The organism is Curtobacterium sp. MCJR17_043 (assembly GCF_003224315.2).
Lineage (GTDB): Bacteria > Actinomycetota > Actinomycetes > Actinomycetales > Microbacteriaceae > Curtobacterium.
This window is the reverse complement of the sequence record NZ_CP126259.1, coordinates 507,241-525,427: the sequence shown is the minus strand read 5'-3', so window position 1 is coordinate 525,427 and position 18,187 is coordinate 507,241. Positions and strand designations below refer to the sequence as shown.

Genomic DNA, 18,187 nt, shown 5'->3' with positions numbered 1-18,187 from the left:
GAAGGTGCACCATGAACATCCGCCCAGTCCTCGTCGGCTCGGCTGCCGTGCTCGGCACGTGTCTGCTCGCCCCCCGCGGTCCTCACCGCCCCGGCGAACGCCGCTCCGCTCGCGCCGACCGTGCGCACCGCTGCTGCGGCCGCCGCGTCCTCCGTCGTCACCGACGTCGTCCAGGAGCAGCACGCCTCCGGCGCGAAGCGATGGGTGCGCCTCGCCGTCAGCGTCTCCGCGCGGGCCACAGTCCTGCTCCGCGACGCCTCTGGTGATGTCGTCCAGGCCGAGTCGGCGACGCCGCAGCACGACGCCGTCTTCCGGCTCGAACCCACGGGAGCGGACACGGCCCGGTACACGATCGTCGCGAACGGCACGGAACGGCCCGTCGACGTGGACTTCCACGGTCTCGGTCTGAGTGCACCCGTCGACCAGACCGACGAGCGCGGCCTCGAGCGCCTCCGCCGGGCGATCGTCGCTGGCGACACCGAGCACGGGATCCGGTACCGCGCGGTGCCGGGAGCGGAGGTCGAGGTCTCCGCGAACGGTCGGACCGAGACCGCCGTGGCCGGCGCCGACGGCATCGCCACCGTCCACGTCCACTTCGTCCGCGGTGAGAACGAGGTCTCGGTACGTCAGACCCTCGGGAACGCGTCCTCGGACGTGGACGTGGACCACTACCGCTTCGACGGCGACGAGGCCGGCGGTGGTGACGGCGGCGGCCACCCGGGACCCGGCGAGGGCTCCGGCGACGGCGGCGGGCACCCCGGCCCCGGTGAGGGCGACGGCGGCGGGCACCCCGGCCCCGGTGAGGGCGACGGCGGCGACGACGGGTCGACCATCCCGTCCGACGACGCGTTCTCCGTCGACGTCGACCGTGCCCACCCCCTGCAGCCCGTCGACGGGAAGGTGACCGTCAGTGGGACCGCCACCCGTGGTGCGGTGACCGTGACGGACGCCGAGGGCGTGCCGCTGGGGACCGCGCCGGTGCAGGACGGGCGGTGGCGCGTCGACGTGCCCGCGACGGAGTCCGGCGTGCTCGTCCTGCGCTTCGACCTGCGACCGGAGCCCGGCGGCCAGGTCAGCGACAGCGTGCGGCAGGCCTTCGTCGTCGCGGCACAGCCGAGCACCCCCCTTCACCTTCGAGCAGGCGGCGGAGTACCAGCGCCACGACGGGCTGGTGCACTTCGAGGGCACCGCGCCGGAGGGCCGCCTGGTCGTCTTCCGTCTGCGCGAGAAGATCGGTGAGACCCGCGCGTCCGGCGGTCGCTGGTCGATCGACGTCCCGCTCGCTGCGGGGCACCACGGTGTGCGGTTCCTGTTCGTCCCGGACGGCTCCGGGGCCACGGAGGAGAAGACCGCGCTCGTGCACGTCGTCGACTGAGGACGGGGACGCCGACGCGACGGAGCCCCGCCGGCCAGGTGGTCGGCGGGGCTCCGTCGTGCGCGGGGGCCGGGGCTACTCGACCTCGGACGCCGGGTCCTCGGCCTCGACACCGGTCTCGTCGAGACGGTCACGGAGGTGGTCGGCCATCACGCCGGCGCCCTCGTCGCCGTGGTCGTGCTGGACCTGCTCCACGAGGCCGTGCAGCTTGTCGTCGTTCGTCGCGTCGTTCGCACCGTCCATGATCGGCTCGGTCTGGACGCCGTTGTCACGCTCTCCTGCAGTCATGGTCGCGACGTTACGCCGCTCCGGCAGTGCCCTCACGGGGATGCCCCAGGTCCACGCGGTCAGAGCCGGAGGCGGGCGAACTCCGGGTCGACGTCGCCGTGACGGTGGGCCGTGACGATGACCGTCTGCTCGCGGAGGTAGTGCGCCATCTCGACGACACCGGCCTCGACGACGGGCGCGTCGTGGATGGCGGTGTCGATGCCGGCGCCGAGCGCTTCCTCGACCGCGAGGGGGGTCCCCGCCGAGCAGCCGGATCCGGGAGCCCGGCCCGGCGAACGCGGTGTGCGGCCGCGGTTCGAAGCCCTGGGACAGCACGATGTCGATCGCGTCCTGCGGTTCGTCGGTGCCACCCGACCAGTCCTCGCGGAAGAGGGCACCGGACGCCGCCCGGGCGAGGAACTCCTCGTCCGTCTCCACCAGGTGGTCGACCACGTCGAGCGGTGACCGACGCCCCGCGAACAGCTGGGTCAGCGGGCCGGGCAGCGCGCGGGCGGTGCTGAGCAGGACGTGCGCGCGGGCGGCGGTCGCGGCGGCGAGGGTCCGGACGAGCTCACCCGTCCCGACGCCCTCGGACTGCCGGACGACCACGGACTGCGGGCGGTACCGGAGCACGTTCCGCTCGACCCGGAGGTCGGCGGTGTCGCGGGAGCGGCCGAACCGGGTCTGCCGGGCCTCCGCGTCGCTCGTCGCACCGGCACGGACCAGGTCGAACTCCTCGAACGACAGCCCGCTGCGGGCGGCCTCGATGAGCGCGGTGACCCGCGGCGGCAGGCCGTGCAGCTGGATGCTCTTGTGGACCGCGCGCGGGACGGGTGCCCAGTGACCGAGCACGGCGACGGACTCCGGTCCCCCCGCGTGCGGCACCCGCGCCGACCGCGGCGCGCCCCCCATCCCCCCGGCCGGCTGTCGTCCGACGACCGGGTCCGTGGTCGGCCGGTTCACCACGAGGGAACCAGCGGCCACGCGGTCCGTCCACGCCGCGACCTCGTCGACGTCGAGCGTGTGCAGGGCCTCCACCAGGCCGTGTTCGGCGCCGTTCTGGATCGCGATCGCCTCGTCGAGGGTCTCGACGTGCACCACACCGAGCACGGGGACGGCCGCGGCGGTCTGCGCGAAAGCGCTGCCGGGACGGACGCCGACGCGGACGCCCGGCGACCAGAGCCGACCGGACTCGTCGAGGACGGTGGGCTCGACGAGCCAGGACTCCCCCCGGCGCGAGTTCGGTCAGCGCGGCGCGGGCGGCGCCGGTCGGTTCGACGAGGAGCGGTCCCACCTGTGCGGCGGGGTCCGTCGGCCAGGCGACCCGGAGCGCGCGGGTGGCGTCGGCGAGCTGACGACGGAAACGGTCGTCCTCGCCGACGGACCCGACCAGGACGACGAGCGACACCGCGCGGGCCGCCTGGCCGGACTGACCGAACGCCGAGGCGACCACGTCGCGCACCGCCTGGTCGACGTCCGCCGCCGGGGTCACCACGGCCGCGTTGACCGCTCCGGTGTCCGCGATCAGCGGGAGGCCCGCCCGCCACCAGCGGAAGGACCGGGCGGTGTCGGAGGAGCCGGTGAGCAGCACCCGGTCGACCGCGGGGTGGGCGACGAGGTCACGGCCGAGTTCGTCGACGTCGAGGTCGACGAGCTGCAGGAGCGAGTGCGGGACCCCGGCGTCCCAGAGCACGTCGGCGAGCACGGCGCCGGACCGCTTGGCGAGGGGGGGACGGCTTCAGCACGACACCGCTGCCGGCCGCGAGCGCCGAGAGCACCCCGTCGGCGGGCGTCGCGACCGGGGAGTTCCACGGCGGGACGACCACGGTCAGACGCGGTGGGACGAAGACGGCGCCGGCGACGTCGGTCAGGTGCCGGGCACGGTCGGCGGCGTGGTGCGCGGCGTCGACCGCTGCGCTGACCTGCCGGTCGGCGTCGGTGAGGGTCATCGCGGTCTCGGCGACCACGACCTCGACCAGGGCTGCGCGACGGACCTCGAGCTGGTGGGCGACGAGGTCGAGCAGCTCGGCACGGTCCTGGGGATCCTGCCGCCCCCCAGTTCACGCCCGCCTGGGCTGTCCGGGCGATGGTCCGTTCGAGTCGCTGACGGTCGGTGACCCGGGCACCGCGGATCGTCGCGGTGCCGAGCTGCGACCGGGGCACCCGACGGAGCAGGTCGGCCGCCCACTCCCGGTTCGCGGCGACGGTGGGGTCGGTGTCCGCTGCGGGTGGGTGCACGACGGTGATCGGGGGGAGGACCGAGGGGCGCACGGCGGTCCTGCATGCGGAGGGTCGTCGGCGCCGGGTCGTCGAGCGCGGCGACGGCGGTGGTGAAGCGCTCGCGTTCCCGTGCGGCCACGGCGTCGTCCGTGCCGATCGAGAACGCCGTCGAGGTCGCACCCTCGCGGAGCCGTCGGGCGAGGTACGGGATCGCGGCGTCGAACTCGTCGGGCTGCACGACCGGGGTGCTGACGATGACGGTCCCGAGGTCGGCCCGGACGGCGTCGAGGGCGGTGCCCGCCGTCCCGAGGAGCACCTCGACCTCGAGTGCGTCGCCCACCCCGCGGCGGTCGGCGAGCACCCGCGCGGCGGCGATCGCGAACAGGTCGTGTCCGGCGAGCGTCACCCGGACCGCGTCGGTGTGCTCGGGCGTCAGCGCCGCGTCGAGCAGGCGGAGGAGGGCGGTGTCCGTCGCCTGGCGCGTCGCGTACGTGGCCAGGGGACGGTCGTGGACGAGCGCGTCGGCCAGGCCGGACGCACCGCGTGCACCGGCGACGAGTCGGACCCGGACCGGTGCCCCACCACGGTGGCGCCGCGCCGTCGCCCACTCGGTCAACGAGGCGAGCACCCCGGCGCTGTCGGGGAGGTCGGCCGGCAGGGTGATCCCGGCGGTGGTGTGGGCGAACTCGTCCATGTCGAGCAGCTCGCGGAAGACCGCCGCGGTCAGGTCGAGGTCGCGCGGGTCACCGGTCCGGAACGTGATCATGCTGTCCCCCCGCGACGGCGGCGCGGACCACCGGGACGAGCCGTTCGACGGCCTGCTCGGTGGCGGTGTCGAGCGCCCACGGCGACGACGGCGGCAGGACCTCGGACACCGCGAAGGACACGGCCGGCACGTCGGGACGACCGAGCAGGTCGGTGATCCAGCGGAGGCGGCGAGCACTCTCGTCCGGGCCGAGCACGGCCGGGCCGAGCGGGACGACGTCGAGGCGGCTGCCGGTCCCGGCGACCTTGGCGAGCGCCGACCCGAGCCGCGCGGGTGGCGCGTCGACCACCAGGTGCCCGGCGAGTCGTCGCAGCACACGTCGCGCGGACGGGATGACGGCCCACGGTGCCATGGTCGCGAACCCGCCGCCGACCGTGACCGCTCCGCGGAGGTACCAGGCGAGGAAGTCGGGGACGTCCCGGCTGGCCTTCTCGAGGTTCCGCGCCGCGACCTTCGGGTCGTCAGGGCGGATCACCTTGTCGATGAACCCGCGGGCGAAGTCGAGACCGCGGTCGTCGCGCAGGACCTCGGCGAGTCGGGCCGCCCCGGCGTCGGGCTTCGCGCCCCGGGAGGCGTCCAGCCACCGCCCGACGAGGGCGAGTGCGTCGTCGGTGCAGTCCTGGAGGCGTGCGGGCGGCATGCTCTCGATCGTAGGCCGCTCCCCCCGACGTCTCCTCGGAGGCCGCCGTGTGCCGCCCAGGAGTCAGCCGGACGGATGATCCTCGGCCCCGACCGCCGCCGCCGTCGATACGCTGGCCCGATGGTGGAGCACGGCGTCGACGGCCACGACTGGGCCACGTGGGACGCGTTCCACGACGTCTGGCGCGGCCTCGACCGGGCGCTGGACCTGGCCGTGCAGCGCGGTGCGGGCATCTCCGTGCCCGAGTTCGAGATCCTCATCGGGCTGCACCGCGACCCCGAGCACCGCCTGCGGGTCCGCGACGTGGCCGCCGGCATCGGGTGGGAGAAGTCGCGCGTCAGCCACCAGGTCACGCGCATGGTCGCCAGGGGACTCGTCGAGCGCGCCGACTGCCCGTCGGACGGCCGCGGCAGCTGGGTGGTCATGACCCCGGACGGCCGCCGGGCGGTCCTCGCCGGCATCCGCGCGCACACCGCCGCCCTCGAGCAGCTGTTCTGGAGGCCCGTGGCGGCGGATGCGGAGACCCTCCGGTCGGTCTCGCACCGCGTTCTCGACGCGCTCGGTCCGGTCGACACCGACACCGACACCGAGGGCGGGCCCGATCCGGGAGACACCTGACCGTGCCCGGGACGGGCGTGGGAGGATGCCTCCGATCGACCTCGTGGGGGGAGCAGATGGACACCGACGGTTCGCCGTCCGCGCGCGCGGCACTCGTGGCGGCGTTGGACATCGTCGACGCGGCCCCGACCGAGCGCCTCGAACGCATCGTCCGCATCGCGCGCGACCTCTTCGCCGTGCCGATGTCGTACGTGAACCTGCTCGACGACGCGCTCCTGCACACGCTGACGCCGAACGTCCCGGGCGAGGCCACGACCGTGCCGCTCGAGTGGTCGTTCTGCCAGCTCACCGTGCAGCGGCCCGGGCCGACCGTCGTGCCCGACACCGCCGCCGATCCGCGCACCGCCGACCTGCCGGGCGTCACGAGCCGGGGCATCCGCTTCTACGCCGGTGTCCCCCCTGACCATGCCGGGCGACGTCGCCATCGGGACCCTGTGCTTGATGGACGTCGAGCCGCGGGAGTTCAGCCCCCCAGGACGAAGCGGCCCTCATCGACCTCGGTCACTGGACCGAGCGGGCCCTGGCCATGGGCCTCCAGCACGACCGGTTGCTCGAGGTCGTCGAAGCCCTCGCTCCGCAGCCCCTGGACGTGCCGGGCTACCGTCTCGCCGGCATCAGCGTGCCGTACGGCGACCTCAGCGGGGACGTACACGACTGGACTGCGGGCGACGACGCCGTGACGTTCACCCTCGCCGACATCATGGGCAAGGAGCAGCCCGCGGCACTGCTCGCCGCCGGGCTCCGCGCAGCACTCCGGCAGCACGAGGACCTCTTGCCCGTCGCAGCCGTCGCCGCGATCGAGCCGCGGATCAGCGAGGACCTCAGCCGCGCCTCGGCCTTCGCGACGCTGTTCCACGCGCGCCTGACGCCGAGCACCGGCCGTCTGGACTTCGTCGACGCCGGACACGGCCTCGTGCTGCACCTGCGATCCGACGGCACGTCGGAGATCCGCCGGTCGCGGGACCTCCCGCTCGGCCTGCACCCGGGCGGCATCCCCTTCCGGGCCGGAGCGCTCGTCCTCGAGCCCGGGGACACGCTCGTCGTCACGAGTGACGGTGCGCTCGACCTGGGCGACGGGACCATCGACACGCTGACCGACATCGGACGGACCCTGCGGCGCGCGCCGGACACCGCCGCGTTCCTCCAGACCGTGCGCCTCCGCGCCGCGGAGCACGCCGAGGACGACGTGACCGTGGCGGTGCTGGCGCGCGACGCCGACGGCTGAGCGCGAGCAGGGCGACGCGGACGGAAGGCGGTGTCGGTACCTGCCCACAGGTACCGACACCGTTGGCTCGTGCGCCTGACCCGAACAGGAACATCGAACTGCGGACGAGCCTGCCGGGTACCACCGACATCGGTGGTGTGCCGACGCGTCAGCGGGCTCCGCCTGCGAGCAGCACCGCGACCGACGCCGCCACCGCGTCGGCACCGGCGTGGTCGTCCGCCGTGATCGTCACGACCGCGCCCGCGGCCTCGTCGAACAGCTGCAGCTGCCCGTTCGCCCCGTGCATCCGCCACAGCCGGCCCGGGCCGTCCCACCCGGCGAGCGCGTACCGCTCGTACGCCGGGCTCCGTCCGGCGGCGACCCAGTCGCCGTGCATCGCCGCGACCCACTCCGGCGCGACGAGCTGCCGGTCCGCGACCCTGCCGCCGTCCCGGACGAGCCGACCCAGACGTGCGACCTCCGCCGTCCGGAGCAGGAGTCCGCCTCCGCCCGCGATGTGGCCGTTCGGGCAGCGCTCCCACTCCGCGTCGTCGATGCCGAGCGGGGTGAGCAGCCGTTCCTGCACGAAGCGGCCGACGTCGCCGACCCGGGCCCCGAGGACCCGCATGGCCGTGTAGGTGCTGGCGTTCGAGTACTGGAACACCCGCCCGTGTGAGGGTCGGCCGAGGAACTCGCGCGCCAGGTCCGGCCAGTCGGTCAGCAGGGTCGGCGACCACGGCAGGTCGACGCCGCTCGTCATGGTCAGCAGGTGACGCAGTGTGACCGCGTCGGTACCCGCTCCGAAGTCCACGTCGGTGAGGGACGCCGACACCGGAGCGTCCGGGTCGATCGCCCCGTCAGCGACGGCGATGCCGGTCGCGATGACGCAGACGCCCTTGGCGATGGACTGCACGTCCTCCCGCACGTCGGGCGTCCAGCGGTGCTCGGCGTCGTCGTCGCCCACGAGCACGTGCAGACCGTGCGCTCGGAAGCCGGTCCGGGCGACCTCGGCCACGACGGCGTCGCGGACGGTCTCGGCGCGTGTCATCCGGCCATCCTCGCGCCTCGGCGGCCGGGAGACGAGTTCGCGGGCAGCCGCCAGTAGTCTGTGCGATCGGACAGTGTTCGGGAAGCGACGAGGGGACCACCACATGTCAGTCGGACTGCTCGCCGTCGTGGACGACATCCTCAGCGCGGCCCTCAAGGCCAGCGCGAAGACCGCGGGTGTCGTGATCGACGACGCCGCCGTCACCCCGCAGTACGTGCAGGGCCTCCAGCCGGCCCGGGAGCTGCCGGTGGTCGGACGGATCGCCCTCGGCAGCCTGTTCAACAAGTTCGTCATCATCATCCCGCTGGCGCTCCTGCTGTCGGCGTTCGCGCCGTGGGTGCTGCCGTGGCTGCTCGTCATCGGCGGCACGTACCTGTGCTTCGAGGGTGCCGAGAAGGTCACCGAGTGGTTCGGCGTCCACCACGAGGCCAGCAGCGACACCACGGTCTCCGAACCGAAGCTCGTGTTCGGGGCCATCCGCACCGACCTCATCCTGAGCACCGAGATCATGCTCATCGGCCTGGCGAGCCTGGACCCGGACCTCGGCTTCTGGCCGACGCTCGGTGCCCTGGCGGTCATCGGTCTCGGCATGACCCTGATCGTCTACGGCGCCGTCGCGCTCCTGGTCAAGGTCGACGACATCGGCCTGCAGATGATGAAGAACCCGTCGCGCGGCACCCGGCGCACGGGCGCCCGCATCGTCAGCGCGATGCCCGCGGTCTTCCGGTTCATCAGCATCGTCGGGACCGTGGCGATGCTCTGGGTCGGTGGGCACCTGGTCATCGCCAACATGGCGGAGACGTTCTGGGCGGGCCCGTACGAGCTGCTGCACCACGTCGAGCACGCGGTCGAGGCCGCCGGACCCGTCGTCACGTGGATCGTCGACACCGCGATCTCAGCCGTCGCGGGCCTCGTGCTCGGCATGGTCGTCGTCGGGATCGTGCTCGGGATCGGCCGGCTGCGGGGGGCGCACGCACTGACGGGCAGGCTCGGTCCTCCCGTTCCCTGACCTCTGGCCCCCCCTGCCGGGTGGAGACTGCCGGCAGAGGCCAGGACGGCGCCGCAACCGGCGCGGAGACGCAAGGAGCAACGGTGACGGGACTCGACCGACGGACCAGGGTCCTGGGACGACTGATCGGACTGGCTTCGGTGACGCGGCGTTCCGAGGCGCAGATCATCGCCGACCAGCGACGAGTGGTCGGCCACAACGCCGTCACCGACCTGCTGCTCGGCGGCCTCGCGCCGGGGGTCGGCGTCCGCGACACGACCGCCGCCGGGCAGGACGGGCCGATCGGGGTGCGCCTGTACCGTCCGACCACGTTCACCGGGACACCGCCGCTCGTGGTCCTCCTGCACGGTGGTGGCTGGACCTCGGGCACGCTCGACACCTACGACTGGTTGGCCTCGAACATCGCACGGGACGCCCGGGTGGTCGTCGCGTCCCTCGACTACCGACTCGCCCCGCGTCACCGCTGGCCCGCCGCCGCCGAGGACTCGTACGCCGCCACCGTGGACCTCGTCGGGCGCGCGGGCGAACTCGGTGCGGACACGTCACGGGTCGCGGTCGTCGGCGACAGCGCCGGCGGCAACCTGGCCGCCGTGGTCGCGCTGATGGCACGCGACCGGTCCGGCCCCGCGATCGCGTTCCAGGCGCTCCTGTACCCGGCGACCGACCTGACGATGGCCAGTCCGTCGATCGACGAGAACGCCACCGCCCCCATCCTCACCAAGGCCGACATGCTGGCCTTCCGGCAGCACTACCTGGGCGGCGCCGACCCGCGCGAGCCGTACGCGTCGCCGTTGTCCGCGGACCTCACGGGGCTCCCGCCAGCCCTGGTGCAGGTCGCCGAACACGACCCGCTCCGGGACGACGGCCTCCGGTTCGCCGCTGCCCTGCAGGACGCTGGGGTCACCGTCCGGACCACGACCTACTTCGGCATGCCCCACGGGTTCATGGCGTTCCCGCGCATCAGTCGTGCGGTGCCCCAGGCCCTCGGAGAACTCTGCCAGGAGCTCCGCCGGGCGCTCGCCGTCGCGTGAACCGCGCCGACGGGCCGTGCCGAGGAGTCCGTCCGGATGCCGCCGGATCATCCACGCAACGAGCCCGCACAGCGGTGGACGTGGGTGCCACGTTCGGACGGCGTTACGCTTCCGCCACCCCAACCCGCGTGGCCCCGTCTCCGCCCGGTGACAGCGACGTCGCCCGGATGCCGACGGGTGCTGCACATCTGCAAGGAAGCAGGTTCCGGTGAACCCCTTCGCCCCAGCGCCCCTCGGACGGGCCCGAACCAGCAGACGCGTCATCGGCGCGACGGTGGCCGTGAGCGCAGCGGTGCTCGGCGTCGTCGCCACGACGCAGACGGCCGTCGCCGCACCGCACAGCCACGCTCCGGCAGGCGACCTCGGCCCGAACGTGCTCGTCTTCTCCCCGGACATGCCGCAGGCGGACATCCAGGCGAAGGTCGACGCCGTCTACGACCAGCAGGTCGACAACGAGATGGGGACGTCCCGGTACGCGCTGCTGTTCGAGCCCGGCACCTACGGCTCGGCCACGGACCCGCTCGACATCCGCGTCGGGTACTACACGGAGGTCGACGGCCTCGGGCAGGACCCGAGCGGCGTCACCATCAACGGCGGTGTCACCGCGACGGGCCGCAACGGCAGCGGCTCACTCGACACGTTCTGGCGGTCGGTGTCGAACCTGACCGTCCACGTGGTGCCGACCGCTGACGCATGCCACACGGGGAGCGAGATGTGGGCGGTGTCGCAAGCCGCGCCGATGCGCCGGGTGGACGTGAAGGACCACACGACGTTCATGCCGTACTGCGAGGACCCGAACTACGCCAGCGGCGGGTTCGTCGCCGACTCGAAGCTCGAGGGCGGCGCGCTGAACGGATCGCAGCAGCAGTTCTACGTGCGCAACACCGACCTCGGTGCCGGATGGTCGAACGGGGTCTGGAACCAGGTGTTCTCCGGCGACCTCAACGCCCCGGCACAGTCCTTCCCGGTGCCGCCGTACACGACACTGACGGCGACGCCGGTCTCCCGCGAGAAGCCGTACCTGTACGTCGACGGCCGCGGCGCCTACCGCGTGTTCGTGCCGCGCGCCGTGACCGACTCGGTCGGCCCGAGCTGGGCGAACGGGCACACGCCCGGCCGGTCGTTGCCCCTCAGCGACTTCTTCGTCGCGCACCCCTCGGACTCGGTCGCGAAGATCAACGCCGCCCTCGCAAAGGGGAAGAACCTGCTCGTCACGCCGGGCGTCTACGACGTCGCGAAGAGCATCTCCGTGAAGCGCGCCGACACCGTCGTGCTCGGACTCGGCCTGGCCACCCTCACCGCGCAGCACGGCGCGGTCCCGATGGTCGTCGGCGACGTGCGGGGCGTCGACATCGCCGGGCTCACCTTCGACGCCGGCACCGTCAACTCGCCGACGCTGCTCAGGATCGGCAGCGGCCACCACAAGGGCGACCGGCACCGGTCCACCGCCGGCAGCGCAGCCGACCCGACCGCCCTGCAGGACGTCTTCTTCCGCATCGGCGGCCCGCACGTCGGCAAGGCGACGACGAGCCTCGAGGTCAACAGCGACCACACGATCCTCGACGACATCTGGGCCTGGCGGGCCGACCACGGGGTCGCCGGCTCGGTCGGCTGGACCGTCAACACCGCGGACACCGGGGTCGTCGTGAACGGCGACGACGTGACCGCGACCGGCCTCTTCGTCGAGCACTACCAGAAGTACAACGTGATCTGGAACGGGGAGCGCGGTCGGACCGTCTTCTTCCAGAACGAGCTGCCCTACGACGCACCGGACCAGGCGTCGTGGCGACACCAGAAGACCGACGGATGGGCGGCGTACAAGGTGTCCGACCACGTCCGGACGCACGAAGCATGGGGCCTCGGGAGCTACATCTTTACGAACGTGGACCCGACGCTCCACGCGACGCAGTCCTTCGAGGTCCCGGACCGACCGGGCGTGGTCATGCACGACCTCACGACGGTCGCGCTCAACGCGGATGCGGGGACGATCGACCACGTCATCAACGGCCAGGGTTCCGCCGCGACGGGAGCCGTGTCCGGGCAGCCGCAGACCGTGACGCGCTACTCGAACGGGGCCGTCGAGTAGGAGCCGCGCTGTCCGCCCCGGCGCCTCAGGGCGGAGCGGCGACCGTGCGGTCGCACGGACGGAACAGGCCGTCCCGCTGGGATGCGGGACGGCCTGTTTCGATCCGGTCCACCATCTCCGGAGTTGCACGTGTGACGTGCTGGTGCGCGCACCCGGCCGGAGCCGGGGCGCGGTGTCGCTCGACTAGTTCGAGCGGCCGTTGCCGTCGCGGCGGTCGTCGTCGTCGTGCTCCGGCTTGCGGACGCCGGCCTTCGCGATGCCACGGCTGAGGATGTATGCCATCGTCACGAGCGCGACGTAGAGCCAGGCCTGGTCGGCGCCGAAGCCGGTGTGGCCCTCGTCCGCGTTGTCGACGACGGCGGACGCGATGAGGATCGCGAGCGAGACGACGATCCACGCGTAGAACTCCGTGGTCTTCAGGGCGGACTTGGTCTCGTTCCAGGTGCGGCGCACGACGTTGTCGTGGCGCGCGGTGTTCCCTGTCGTGTTCGACATGGTGTCTCCTTCGTGTTCAGTGCCACCGGGCGTCCGGTGGCCGCGTGATCTCGACACTCCTCCAACCGCGCTGATTACTCACCCAGTTTCGTACTTCGCAGAATACGCACTCTGCTTGCTTCCGCCGCTGAGGAGGAGCAGCATCATCGAGAGCCGAAGGACGAGGTCCGATCTGATGCCGAACGAGGACAACGCACGCAACGCCCACCGTTCCGGAGCAGAGGAGCCCCGCAGCACGGCGGGAGCGGCCGCCATCGAAGCCCTGCAGGCACTGAGTGACAGCGTGCACGACGCCGACGAGCAGGCCCTGCGGGCGTTGCAGATGCGTCCCGTCGACGCGGTGGCCCTGCTGCACCTGGTGGAGGCCGGGCGCACGGAGCGATTCCTCAGCCCTACGGAACTGGCGGCGAAACTCCGCCTGACCACGGCCGGCGTCACGAAGCTGGTGGACCGGTTGAGCGGCGCTGACCGGGTCGAGCGACGACCGAACCCGCGCGACCGTCGCAGTGTCGTGCTGGTGCCGACCGAGAGCGCGACCGCCGACCTCACCCGGGCGTACGGGCACATCCACACGCCGTTGATCACCGTCATCGACGAGCTCTCCGACGACGAGGCCGCCGTGGTCACCCGGTTCGCCTCCCGCTTCGCGGACGCGATCCGCCGGGCCGGCGAGCGCGACGACGCGAGATCCGACGGCTGAACCGCTCCGCCGGGTGTCGACTCGTGGGCGCCGCCCGCTGACGGCGCTGACCGACGCGGTCGGGGCCACCCCAGGAGTCGCGGGGACGCGGTCGGGCTGCTGCAGGCGTCGCGGAGACGCACTGCAGCAGCCCGGACCTCACCGTGTCACGCGTCGCCGCACAGCGGGAGGCCGACGAGTGGCCTCCCGCTGCTGGTCACGAGGAGTGACGACGGCGGCGGAGCGCGATCGTGGCCACTCCCGCCGTGAGCAGGAGCGCCGCTGCAATCAGCGCCGACCGGACGGACGCACCCGTGAAGGCCAGGGCCTGCCCGCCGGTCCCGCTGGTCCCGCTGGTCCCGCTGGTCCCGGCCGGGCTGGACCCGTCGGGCGAGAGCGCGCCGGGCGCTGCCTCGTTGCCGCCGCCCTGCCCGGGCGCGCCGTCGTCCTGACCGGCGTCCCCGCCTCCCGGAGCCCCGCCGTCGACCGGCGGATCGACCCGCTCGGTGGTGACGACGGCTGCCGAGACGTCGGCACCGAGTCCGGAACGGTCCGTGAAGTGGACGGCCGTGACGGACCGGTCGGCACCCGTGGTGCGCTGCTCGTTGAGGACGAGCGTGCCCGCGCCTCCCGGCACCGCGATCCGGGTGTCCGCTGCGACCGGACCGGCCGGGATCGTCGTGCCGGCGATCCGACCGCCGCCGGTGGTCACCGTGGTGGCGGTCCCGCTGACCGTGACCTGCACGTCGCGCAGCTCACCCGCAAGGCGCGTGCCGGGGAAGAGCACGACCCGGTCGAGTCGCACCGCACCGCGGTCCTGCGCGGACCGGACGGAGGCCCCGGTCACCCGGAGCTGCCCGGCACCACCGTCGCCCACCACGTCCGCGCGGGCCGTGACCGGACCACCGGAGGCAGCCGGTGCCGCGAGGGGTTGCGCGCCGACGTCACTGGCTCCCGTGCTCCGGAGCCCGTAGGCGTACCAGCGACCGGGTGCCGGGTCGTCGGTGCCGGGAGCCGGTGCGGGCGCCCCGTCGCCGTCGCCGTCGCCGTCGCCGGGGTCACCTCCGGCCGTCGGGGCGATGGTGACCTGGCCGAGTCGGACCTCCGGGTACGTGCCGGTCAGGTCCTCGTAGTGCAGGGCGGTGAGCGTGACGGTGCCGTCGGCGTTCTCGACCCGCTCCCCGACGTGCACGCGGACCCGCTCGTCCCCGTCCCCGTCGAGGCCGGTGTACAGATCGGTGGCGGTGTTGATCCAGACGCCGTTGACGAACACGGCGTTCGCCTCGTCGTCGAACGTGACGTCCATCGTGCCGTCCGCCGTGACCTCGGCGTGCAGCCCGTTCACCTTGAGGGCGGGCCACCGGTACTCGGCGACGGGGTCGTCGCCCTCACCCGGGACCTGTTCGTAGTGTCCGACCGAGAGGGTGGCGGTGTCGCCCCCCCGCCCCGATCGCCGCCGTCACGTCCGTGGCCCGGGCGGGGTAGCCGTCCGGGGCTCCGATCCGCTCGGCTGACCGTCGGTCGCCGGCTGCGGTCACCCGCGGCTGCGGGCTGACCAGGGTGCTGCCGTCCGCGGCCGTGACACCGACGCCCCACGCCTCGGTGACCCGCGCGTCGGGAGCGGGACTCGCGGCGGGTGCCGGGAGGGTGACGATCCCGAGTGCGACCTCCGGGTGGGTGCCGGTGAGGTCCGTGTAGCGCAGGGCGGTGAGGGTCGTGCTGCCGTCCTCGTGCACGGTGCGCTCGCCGAAGGCGACCCGCACCCGCTCCTCCCCGTCGGCGTCGACGCCGGTGTACAGGTCGGTGGCGGTGTTGATCCAGACGCCGTTGACGAAGACCGCGCTCGACTCGTCGTCGAACCCGACCGTCATCGTCCCCTCGGGCGTGACGTGGGCGTGCAGGCCGTAGACGCGGAGCGCCGGCCAGCGGTACGCGGCGACGGGGTCGGTCGCGGCGTCGGGGACCTGTTCGAACGAGTCGATCCCGATGTCGGAGGCGCCGTCGGCCGTCGTCGTGACGGTGACGCCACGACCCGTCGAGGCGGAGCCGTCAGCCGCTGTGACCCGGTCCACGCTGCGGGTCCCGGTCCCGGTCAGCGCCGGCTGGCCGTCGATGAGGACGGAGCCGTCGGGCGCGGTCACGGTGATGCCGGAGACCGAGCGGGCGTGTGCTGCGTCGTCCGGGTCGGCAGTCGGCGGTGCGGTCGGCTCCGGCGTGGCTGTCGGCGTGGGTGTGGGTGTCGGCGTCGGGGTCGGCGCCGGCGTCGGTGCGGGCGTCGGCCAGGTGCTCGCCGGTGCGCAGGAGACGGAGCCCGCCCGGACGCGGGAGATCTCGGAGGCGCCCGAGTCCCCGTCGATCCGCAGCCCGACCGTCGTCGCCGTCCCGTCCGCGCTGGTCGTCGTGGTGCCGACCAGGACCCGGGTCGGCCCGTAGCGGGAGTCGGGCAGGTCGGTGCTCCACCCGGGTCGGGCGGTCGCCTCCGCGGTGACGTCGGTGCCACCGATCGACAGGCTGCCGAGGGTGACGACCGGATCGGCACCCGGGGTGCAGGCGACCCGGAGGTCCCGGAAGGTCACCGCCGGGCGGTCACGGAGCGTGAACGTCCCCGACTCGATCGTCGACACGGCGCCGTCCGGTCCTGCCGTCGTCCGCAGCCCGGTCGTCTGGGTCGTGTTGAGCTTCAGGACGTCCGTCGTCCCGTCGGCACGGGCCTCCACGGCTTCGCCGGAACGCCACTCGACGGCGGGCGTCGGACGGGTGAGCGTGCCGCCGTCGATGTCGACGACCTCGACACCGGACGCCTTCGCGAGCGGTGCCCCGTCGGCGGCGAGCGCCGGGGCGGCGAGCGCCGGGGTGGCGATCCCGAGCCCGAGGAGCATCGTCGCGGCGAGCGCGACGGCGGCCCTCGTGCTGGTCCTGCTGCGGGTGCTGGTGCGTGCGGTCATCGGTCGTCCTCCTTGCCGAAGCCCTCGATGAAGGCGCGTCCGTCGGGCACACCAACGCCGGTCACGTCGTCCCAGCCGGGGGGCGGACTGCAGGCTCTGCGGCTTCGTGTCCCAGACGAAGACGGTCTCCGGCCAGAGGGCTCCGGCGTCGGGGCCCTTCGGTGACCAGGTGGCCGCCGACGCGGGCGTGACGTCACGGATCGCGTCGGTGCCGAGCAGGTCGTACAGCGCCGGGGTGGCGAGCCCGACCTCGACTCCGGTCGCGGCCTTCGCGAGCGCGACCATCGAGGCGACCATCGGCGTCGCGAGGCTCGTCCCGCCGTGTGTGGCGTACTCGACGCGGCCGTTGTGCGGGCCGTGGACGACGAACCCGGTGTTCGGGTCGCCGATCGAGGCGACGTCCGGGACGAGGCGCCCCGTCCCCGGCTCGTCGAGCAGCTGACGCTGCCACGTCGGACGGTCGTACACGTCGGACTCCCCACCGCCGGCGCCGTACGCGAAGCCGGGCGGGATCAGGGCACCGTTGCGGGCGAACCGGGTCTCGGTCTCCCACCCGGCCTCGACCGCGACGGACCCGTCGGCGGCCAGACCGGTGCTCGTCGCGCCGACGGCGGTGATGTACGGGCTCGAGGCCGGGGACGTCACGTCGGCACCTTCGTCGTGGTCGCCGAAGTCGCTGTGGTCGCCGTCGTTGCCCGAGGACGCGAAGACGGAGATGCCCCGCGACGCCGCCTCGACGAGCACCCGGTTCAGGAGCTCGCGGTCGTCAGCACTGTCGAGGTCCTCGGTCGACCCGAAGGACAGGCTGATGACGTCGGCCTGGTCGTCCTCGACGACGTCGAGGATCCGTGTGAAGAGCGCTGTGGTGCTGCAGTCGTCGGCACCCCAGTAGGCGACGGAGGCATCGGGCGCCATCGCGTGGACCGCCTGCACGTCCAGGTGCTGCTCCTCGGTCCAGCTCTGCGGGCCGCCGCACCGGTCCACGTCGGGCGAGGCCGGTGCGTGGTGCTGGTACTGCCCGCTGCGGAACGGCTGGGCGCCGGCCGCGCGGAAGTACGTGTTCGTGTTCGCTTCCACGTCCGGGTCGTCGTACGCGGCGACGATCGCGATCCGTGCACCCTCGCCGGTGTACTCCGCCGGGACGTGGTGGATCTCGCGGAGCTGCTGCGGCTGGTACCCGCACAGGGCGTTCGAGCGGTGGGTGACGTCCACCGAGGCGGGCCACGCATCGGTCACCCGCTCACCCCAGTAGGCGGCGCACTGGCCGTCGTCCGCCAGGACCGGAGGCCGGGCGTCCGTCTCGCCCGGACCGGGAGTCGGATCGTCGGTCGGACCGGCGACGGTCGGTCGGATCCCGTCGGCGTCGACGACACCGGCCACGCCGACGACGGCGTCGAGCGCACGCGGCACCGAGAGGGCACGGTCCGGTGCGACCGCGGTCGCACCGGCGGTGGTCCAGGAGGCGAAGGACGTCCCGAACGCGTCGCCGACGCGGTCGGCCGGACCGGAGACCGGCAGGACCGCGACCGACTCGCGCAGGTCGTCGACCTGGAGGCCCGCCCCGCGCAGCCACGCGGCCACGTCCGGCGCGGCGTCGGTGCGCGCGGGATCGAGGAGGACGGAGAAGTCCAGGGTGTCGGTGGTCACCGGGGCACCACGCTCGGCGTGGGCGACCCAGGTCGGGACGGAGTCGGAGAGGGTCCGCGTGTCCGCGGCTGGTGGTGCGGGGCGCGCGAGGAGCGCGCCGGGGACGAGCACGGCGAGCGCGAGCGCACCGATGACGAGACGGGTCTGCATGGGGGGT

16 protein-coding genes and 2 pseudogenes are annotated in these 18,187 nt (G+C 73.5%); 9 read left to right on the top strand and 9 right to left on the bottom strand.

The features are described from left to right. Positions 1-120 precede the first annotated feature (120 nt). The gene (locus tag DEJ15_RS02710) at positions 121-1,239 is read left to right on the top strand and encodes a hypothetical protein (protein ID WP_284175564.1); all 1,119 of its coding nucleotides are present in this window, start codon (positions 121-123) and stop codon (positions 1,237-1,239) included. Further along, positions 1,172-1,375, top strand: a complete 204-nt coding sequence (locus DEJ15_RS02705) for a hypothetical protein (protein ID WP_284175563.1) — start codon at positions 1,172-1,174, stop codon at positions 1,373-1,375. The genes DEJ15_RS02710 and DEJ15_RS02705 overlap by 68 nt, the downstream gene beginning before the upstream one ends. Before the next feature lie 75 nt (positions 1,376-1,450). Here DEJ15_RS02705 and DEJ15_RS02700 read toward each other — a convergent pair. The 5 genes and pseudogenes from DEJ15_RS02700 to DEJ15_RS02680 all read right to left on the bottom strand — a co-directional run. Continuing rightward, positions 1,451-2,779 (bottom strand): annotated as a pseudogene (locus tag DEJ15_RS02700) (aldehyde dehydrogenase family protein); the annotation flags it as partial. Positions 2,780-2,981: 202 nt separating this feature from the next. Continuing rightward, positions 2,982-3,335, bottom strand: a pseudogene (locus DEJ15_RS02695) (aldehyde dehydrogenase family protein); the annotation flags it as partial. Continuing rightward, positions 3,262-3,666: an aldehyde dehydrogenase family protein gene (locus DEJ15_RS02690; RefSeq protein WP_284176277.1), complete on the bottom strand. Its 405-nt coding sequence runs from the start codon at positions 3,664-3,666 to the stop codon at positions 3,262-3,264. The gene DEJ15_RS02690 and the pseudogene DEJ15_RS02695, both read right to left, overlap by 74 nt. Further along, positions 3,588-4,628, bottom strand: coding sequence for a proline dehydrogenase family protein (locus DEJ15_RS02685; RefSeq protein ID WP_284175562.1), 1,041 nt, complete (start codon positions 4,626-4,628; stop codon positions 3,588-3,590). The genes DEJ15_RS02690 and DEJ15_RS02685 overlap by 79 nt, the downstream gene beginning before the upstream one ends. Then, positions 4,606-5,268: a proline dehydrogenase family protein gene (locus tag DEJ15_RS02680; RefSeq protein ID WP_284175561.1), complete on the bottom strand. Its 663-nt coding sequence runs from the start codon at positions 5,266-5,268 to the stop codon at positions 4,606-4,608. Before DEJ15_RS02680 ends, DEJ15_RS02685 begins: the two co-directional genes overlap by 23 nt. 120 nt (positions 5,269-5,388) lie before the next feature. Between DEJ15_RS02680 and DEJ15_RS02675 the strand changes: the two genes are divergently transcribed. From DEJ15_RS02675 to DEJ15_RS02665, 3 genes are read left to right on the top strand one after another with little or no spacing between them, the layout of a single operon-like run. Further along, a complete protein-coding gene (locus DEJ15_RS02675) occupies positions 5,389-5,886 on the top strand; it encodes a MarR family winged helix-turn-helix transcriptional regulator (protein WP_181419496.1) in 498 nt (165 codons plus the stop codon). A 56-nt stretch (positions 5,887-5,942) separates the two neighbouring features. Next, a complete protein-coding gene (locus DEJ15_RS02670) occupies positions 5,943-6,566 on the top strand; it encodes a GAF domain-containing protein (protein ID WP_284175560.1) in 624 nt (207 codons plus the stop codon). After that, entirely contained in the window at positions 6,563-7,111 is a 549-nt protein-coding gene (locus tag DEJ15_RS02665; RefSeq protein ID WP_284175559.1) for a SpoIIE family protein phosphatase, read from the top strand. The genes DEJ15_RS02670 and DEJ15_RS02665 overlap by 4 nt, the downstream gene beginning before the upstream one ends. Positions 7,112-7,259: 148 nt before the next feature. On the opposite strand, the gene DEJ15_RS02660 is transcribed toward DEJ15_RS02665, so the two are convergent. Next, on the bottom strand, positions 7,260-8,138 hold the full coding sequence (locus tag DEJ15_RS02660; RefSeq protein WP_110825690.1) for a serine hydrolase domain-containing protein: 879 nt from the start codon (positions 8,136-8,138) through the stop codon (positions 7,260-7,262). Between the two features lie 103 nt (positions 8,139-8,241). Between DEJ15_RS02660 and DEJ15_RS02655 the strand changes: the two genes are divergently transcribed. The 3 genes from DEJ15_RS02655 to DEJ15_RS02645 all read left to right on the top strand — a co-directional run bounded on the left by DEJ15_RS02655 (position 8,242) and on the right by DEJ15_RS02645 (position 12,264). Beyond that, positions 8,242-9,147, top strand: a complete 906-nt coding sequence (locus tag DEJ15_RS02655; RefSeq protein ID WP_284175558.1) for a DUF808 domain-containing protein — start codon at positions 8,242-8,244, stop codon at positions 9,145-9,147. A gap of 140 nt (positions 9,148-9,287) precedes the next feature. Beyond that, complete coding sequence (locus DEJ15_RS02650) at positions 9,288-10,178, top strand: alpha/beta hydrolase (RefSeq protein ID WP_284175557.1); 891 nt, start codon at positions 9,288-9,290, stop codon at positions 10,176-10,178. A 280-nt stretch (positions 10,179-10,458) separates the two neighbouring features. Continuing rightward, positions 10,459-12,264, top strand: coding sequence for a pectate lyase-like domain-containing protein (locus DEJ15_RS02645; RefSeq protein ID WP_258365848.1), 1,806 nt, complete (start codon positions 10,459-10,461; stop codon positions 12,262-12,264). 183 nt (positions 12,265-12,447) lie between these two features. Here the strand turns inward: DEJ15_RS02645 and DEJ15_RS02640 are convergent, their stop codons facing one another. After that, entirely contained in the window at positions 12,448-12,759 is a 312-nt protein-coding gene (locus tag DEJ15_RS02640; protein WP_110858041.1) for a hypothetical protein, read from the bottom strand. A gap of 175 nt (positions 12,760-12,934) precedes the next feature. On the opposite strand from DEJ15_RS02640, the gene DEJ15_RS02635 reads away from it, so the two are divergent. Beyond that, positions 12,935-13,459: a MarR family winged helix-turn-helix transcriptional regulator gene (locus DEJ15_RS02635; protein ID WP_181419493.1), complete on the top strand. Its 525-nt coding sequence runs from the start codon at positions 12,935-12,937 to the stop codon at positions 13,457-13,459. A 196-nt stretch (positions 13,460-13,655) separates the two neighbouring features. On the opposite strand, the gene DEJ15_RS02630 is transcribed toward DEJ15_RS02635, so the two are convergent. Both DEJ15_RS02630 and DEJ15_RS02625 read right to left on the bottom strand, forming a co-directional pair. Then, positions 13,656-14,783, bottom strand: coding sequence for a hypothetical protein (locus DEJ15_RS02630; protein WP_284175556.1), 1,128 nt, complete (start codon positions 14,781-14,783; stop codon positions 13,656-13,658). 43 nt (positions 14,784-14,826) lie between these two features. Continuing rightward, the gene (locus tag DEJ15_RS02625; RefSeq protein ID WP_284175555.1) at positions 14,827-18,180 is read right to left on the bottom strand and encodes a S8 family serine peptidase; all 3,354 of its coding nucleotides are present in this window, start codon (positions 18,178-18,180) and stop codon (positions 14,827-14,829) included. Positions 18,181-18,187: the final 7 nt, after the last annotated feature.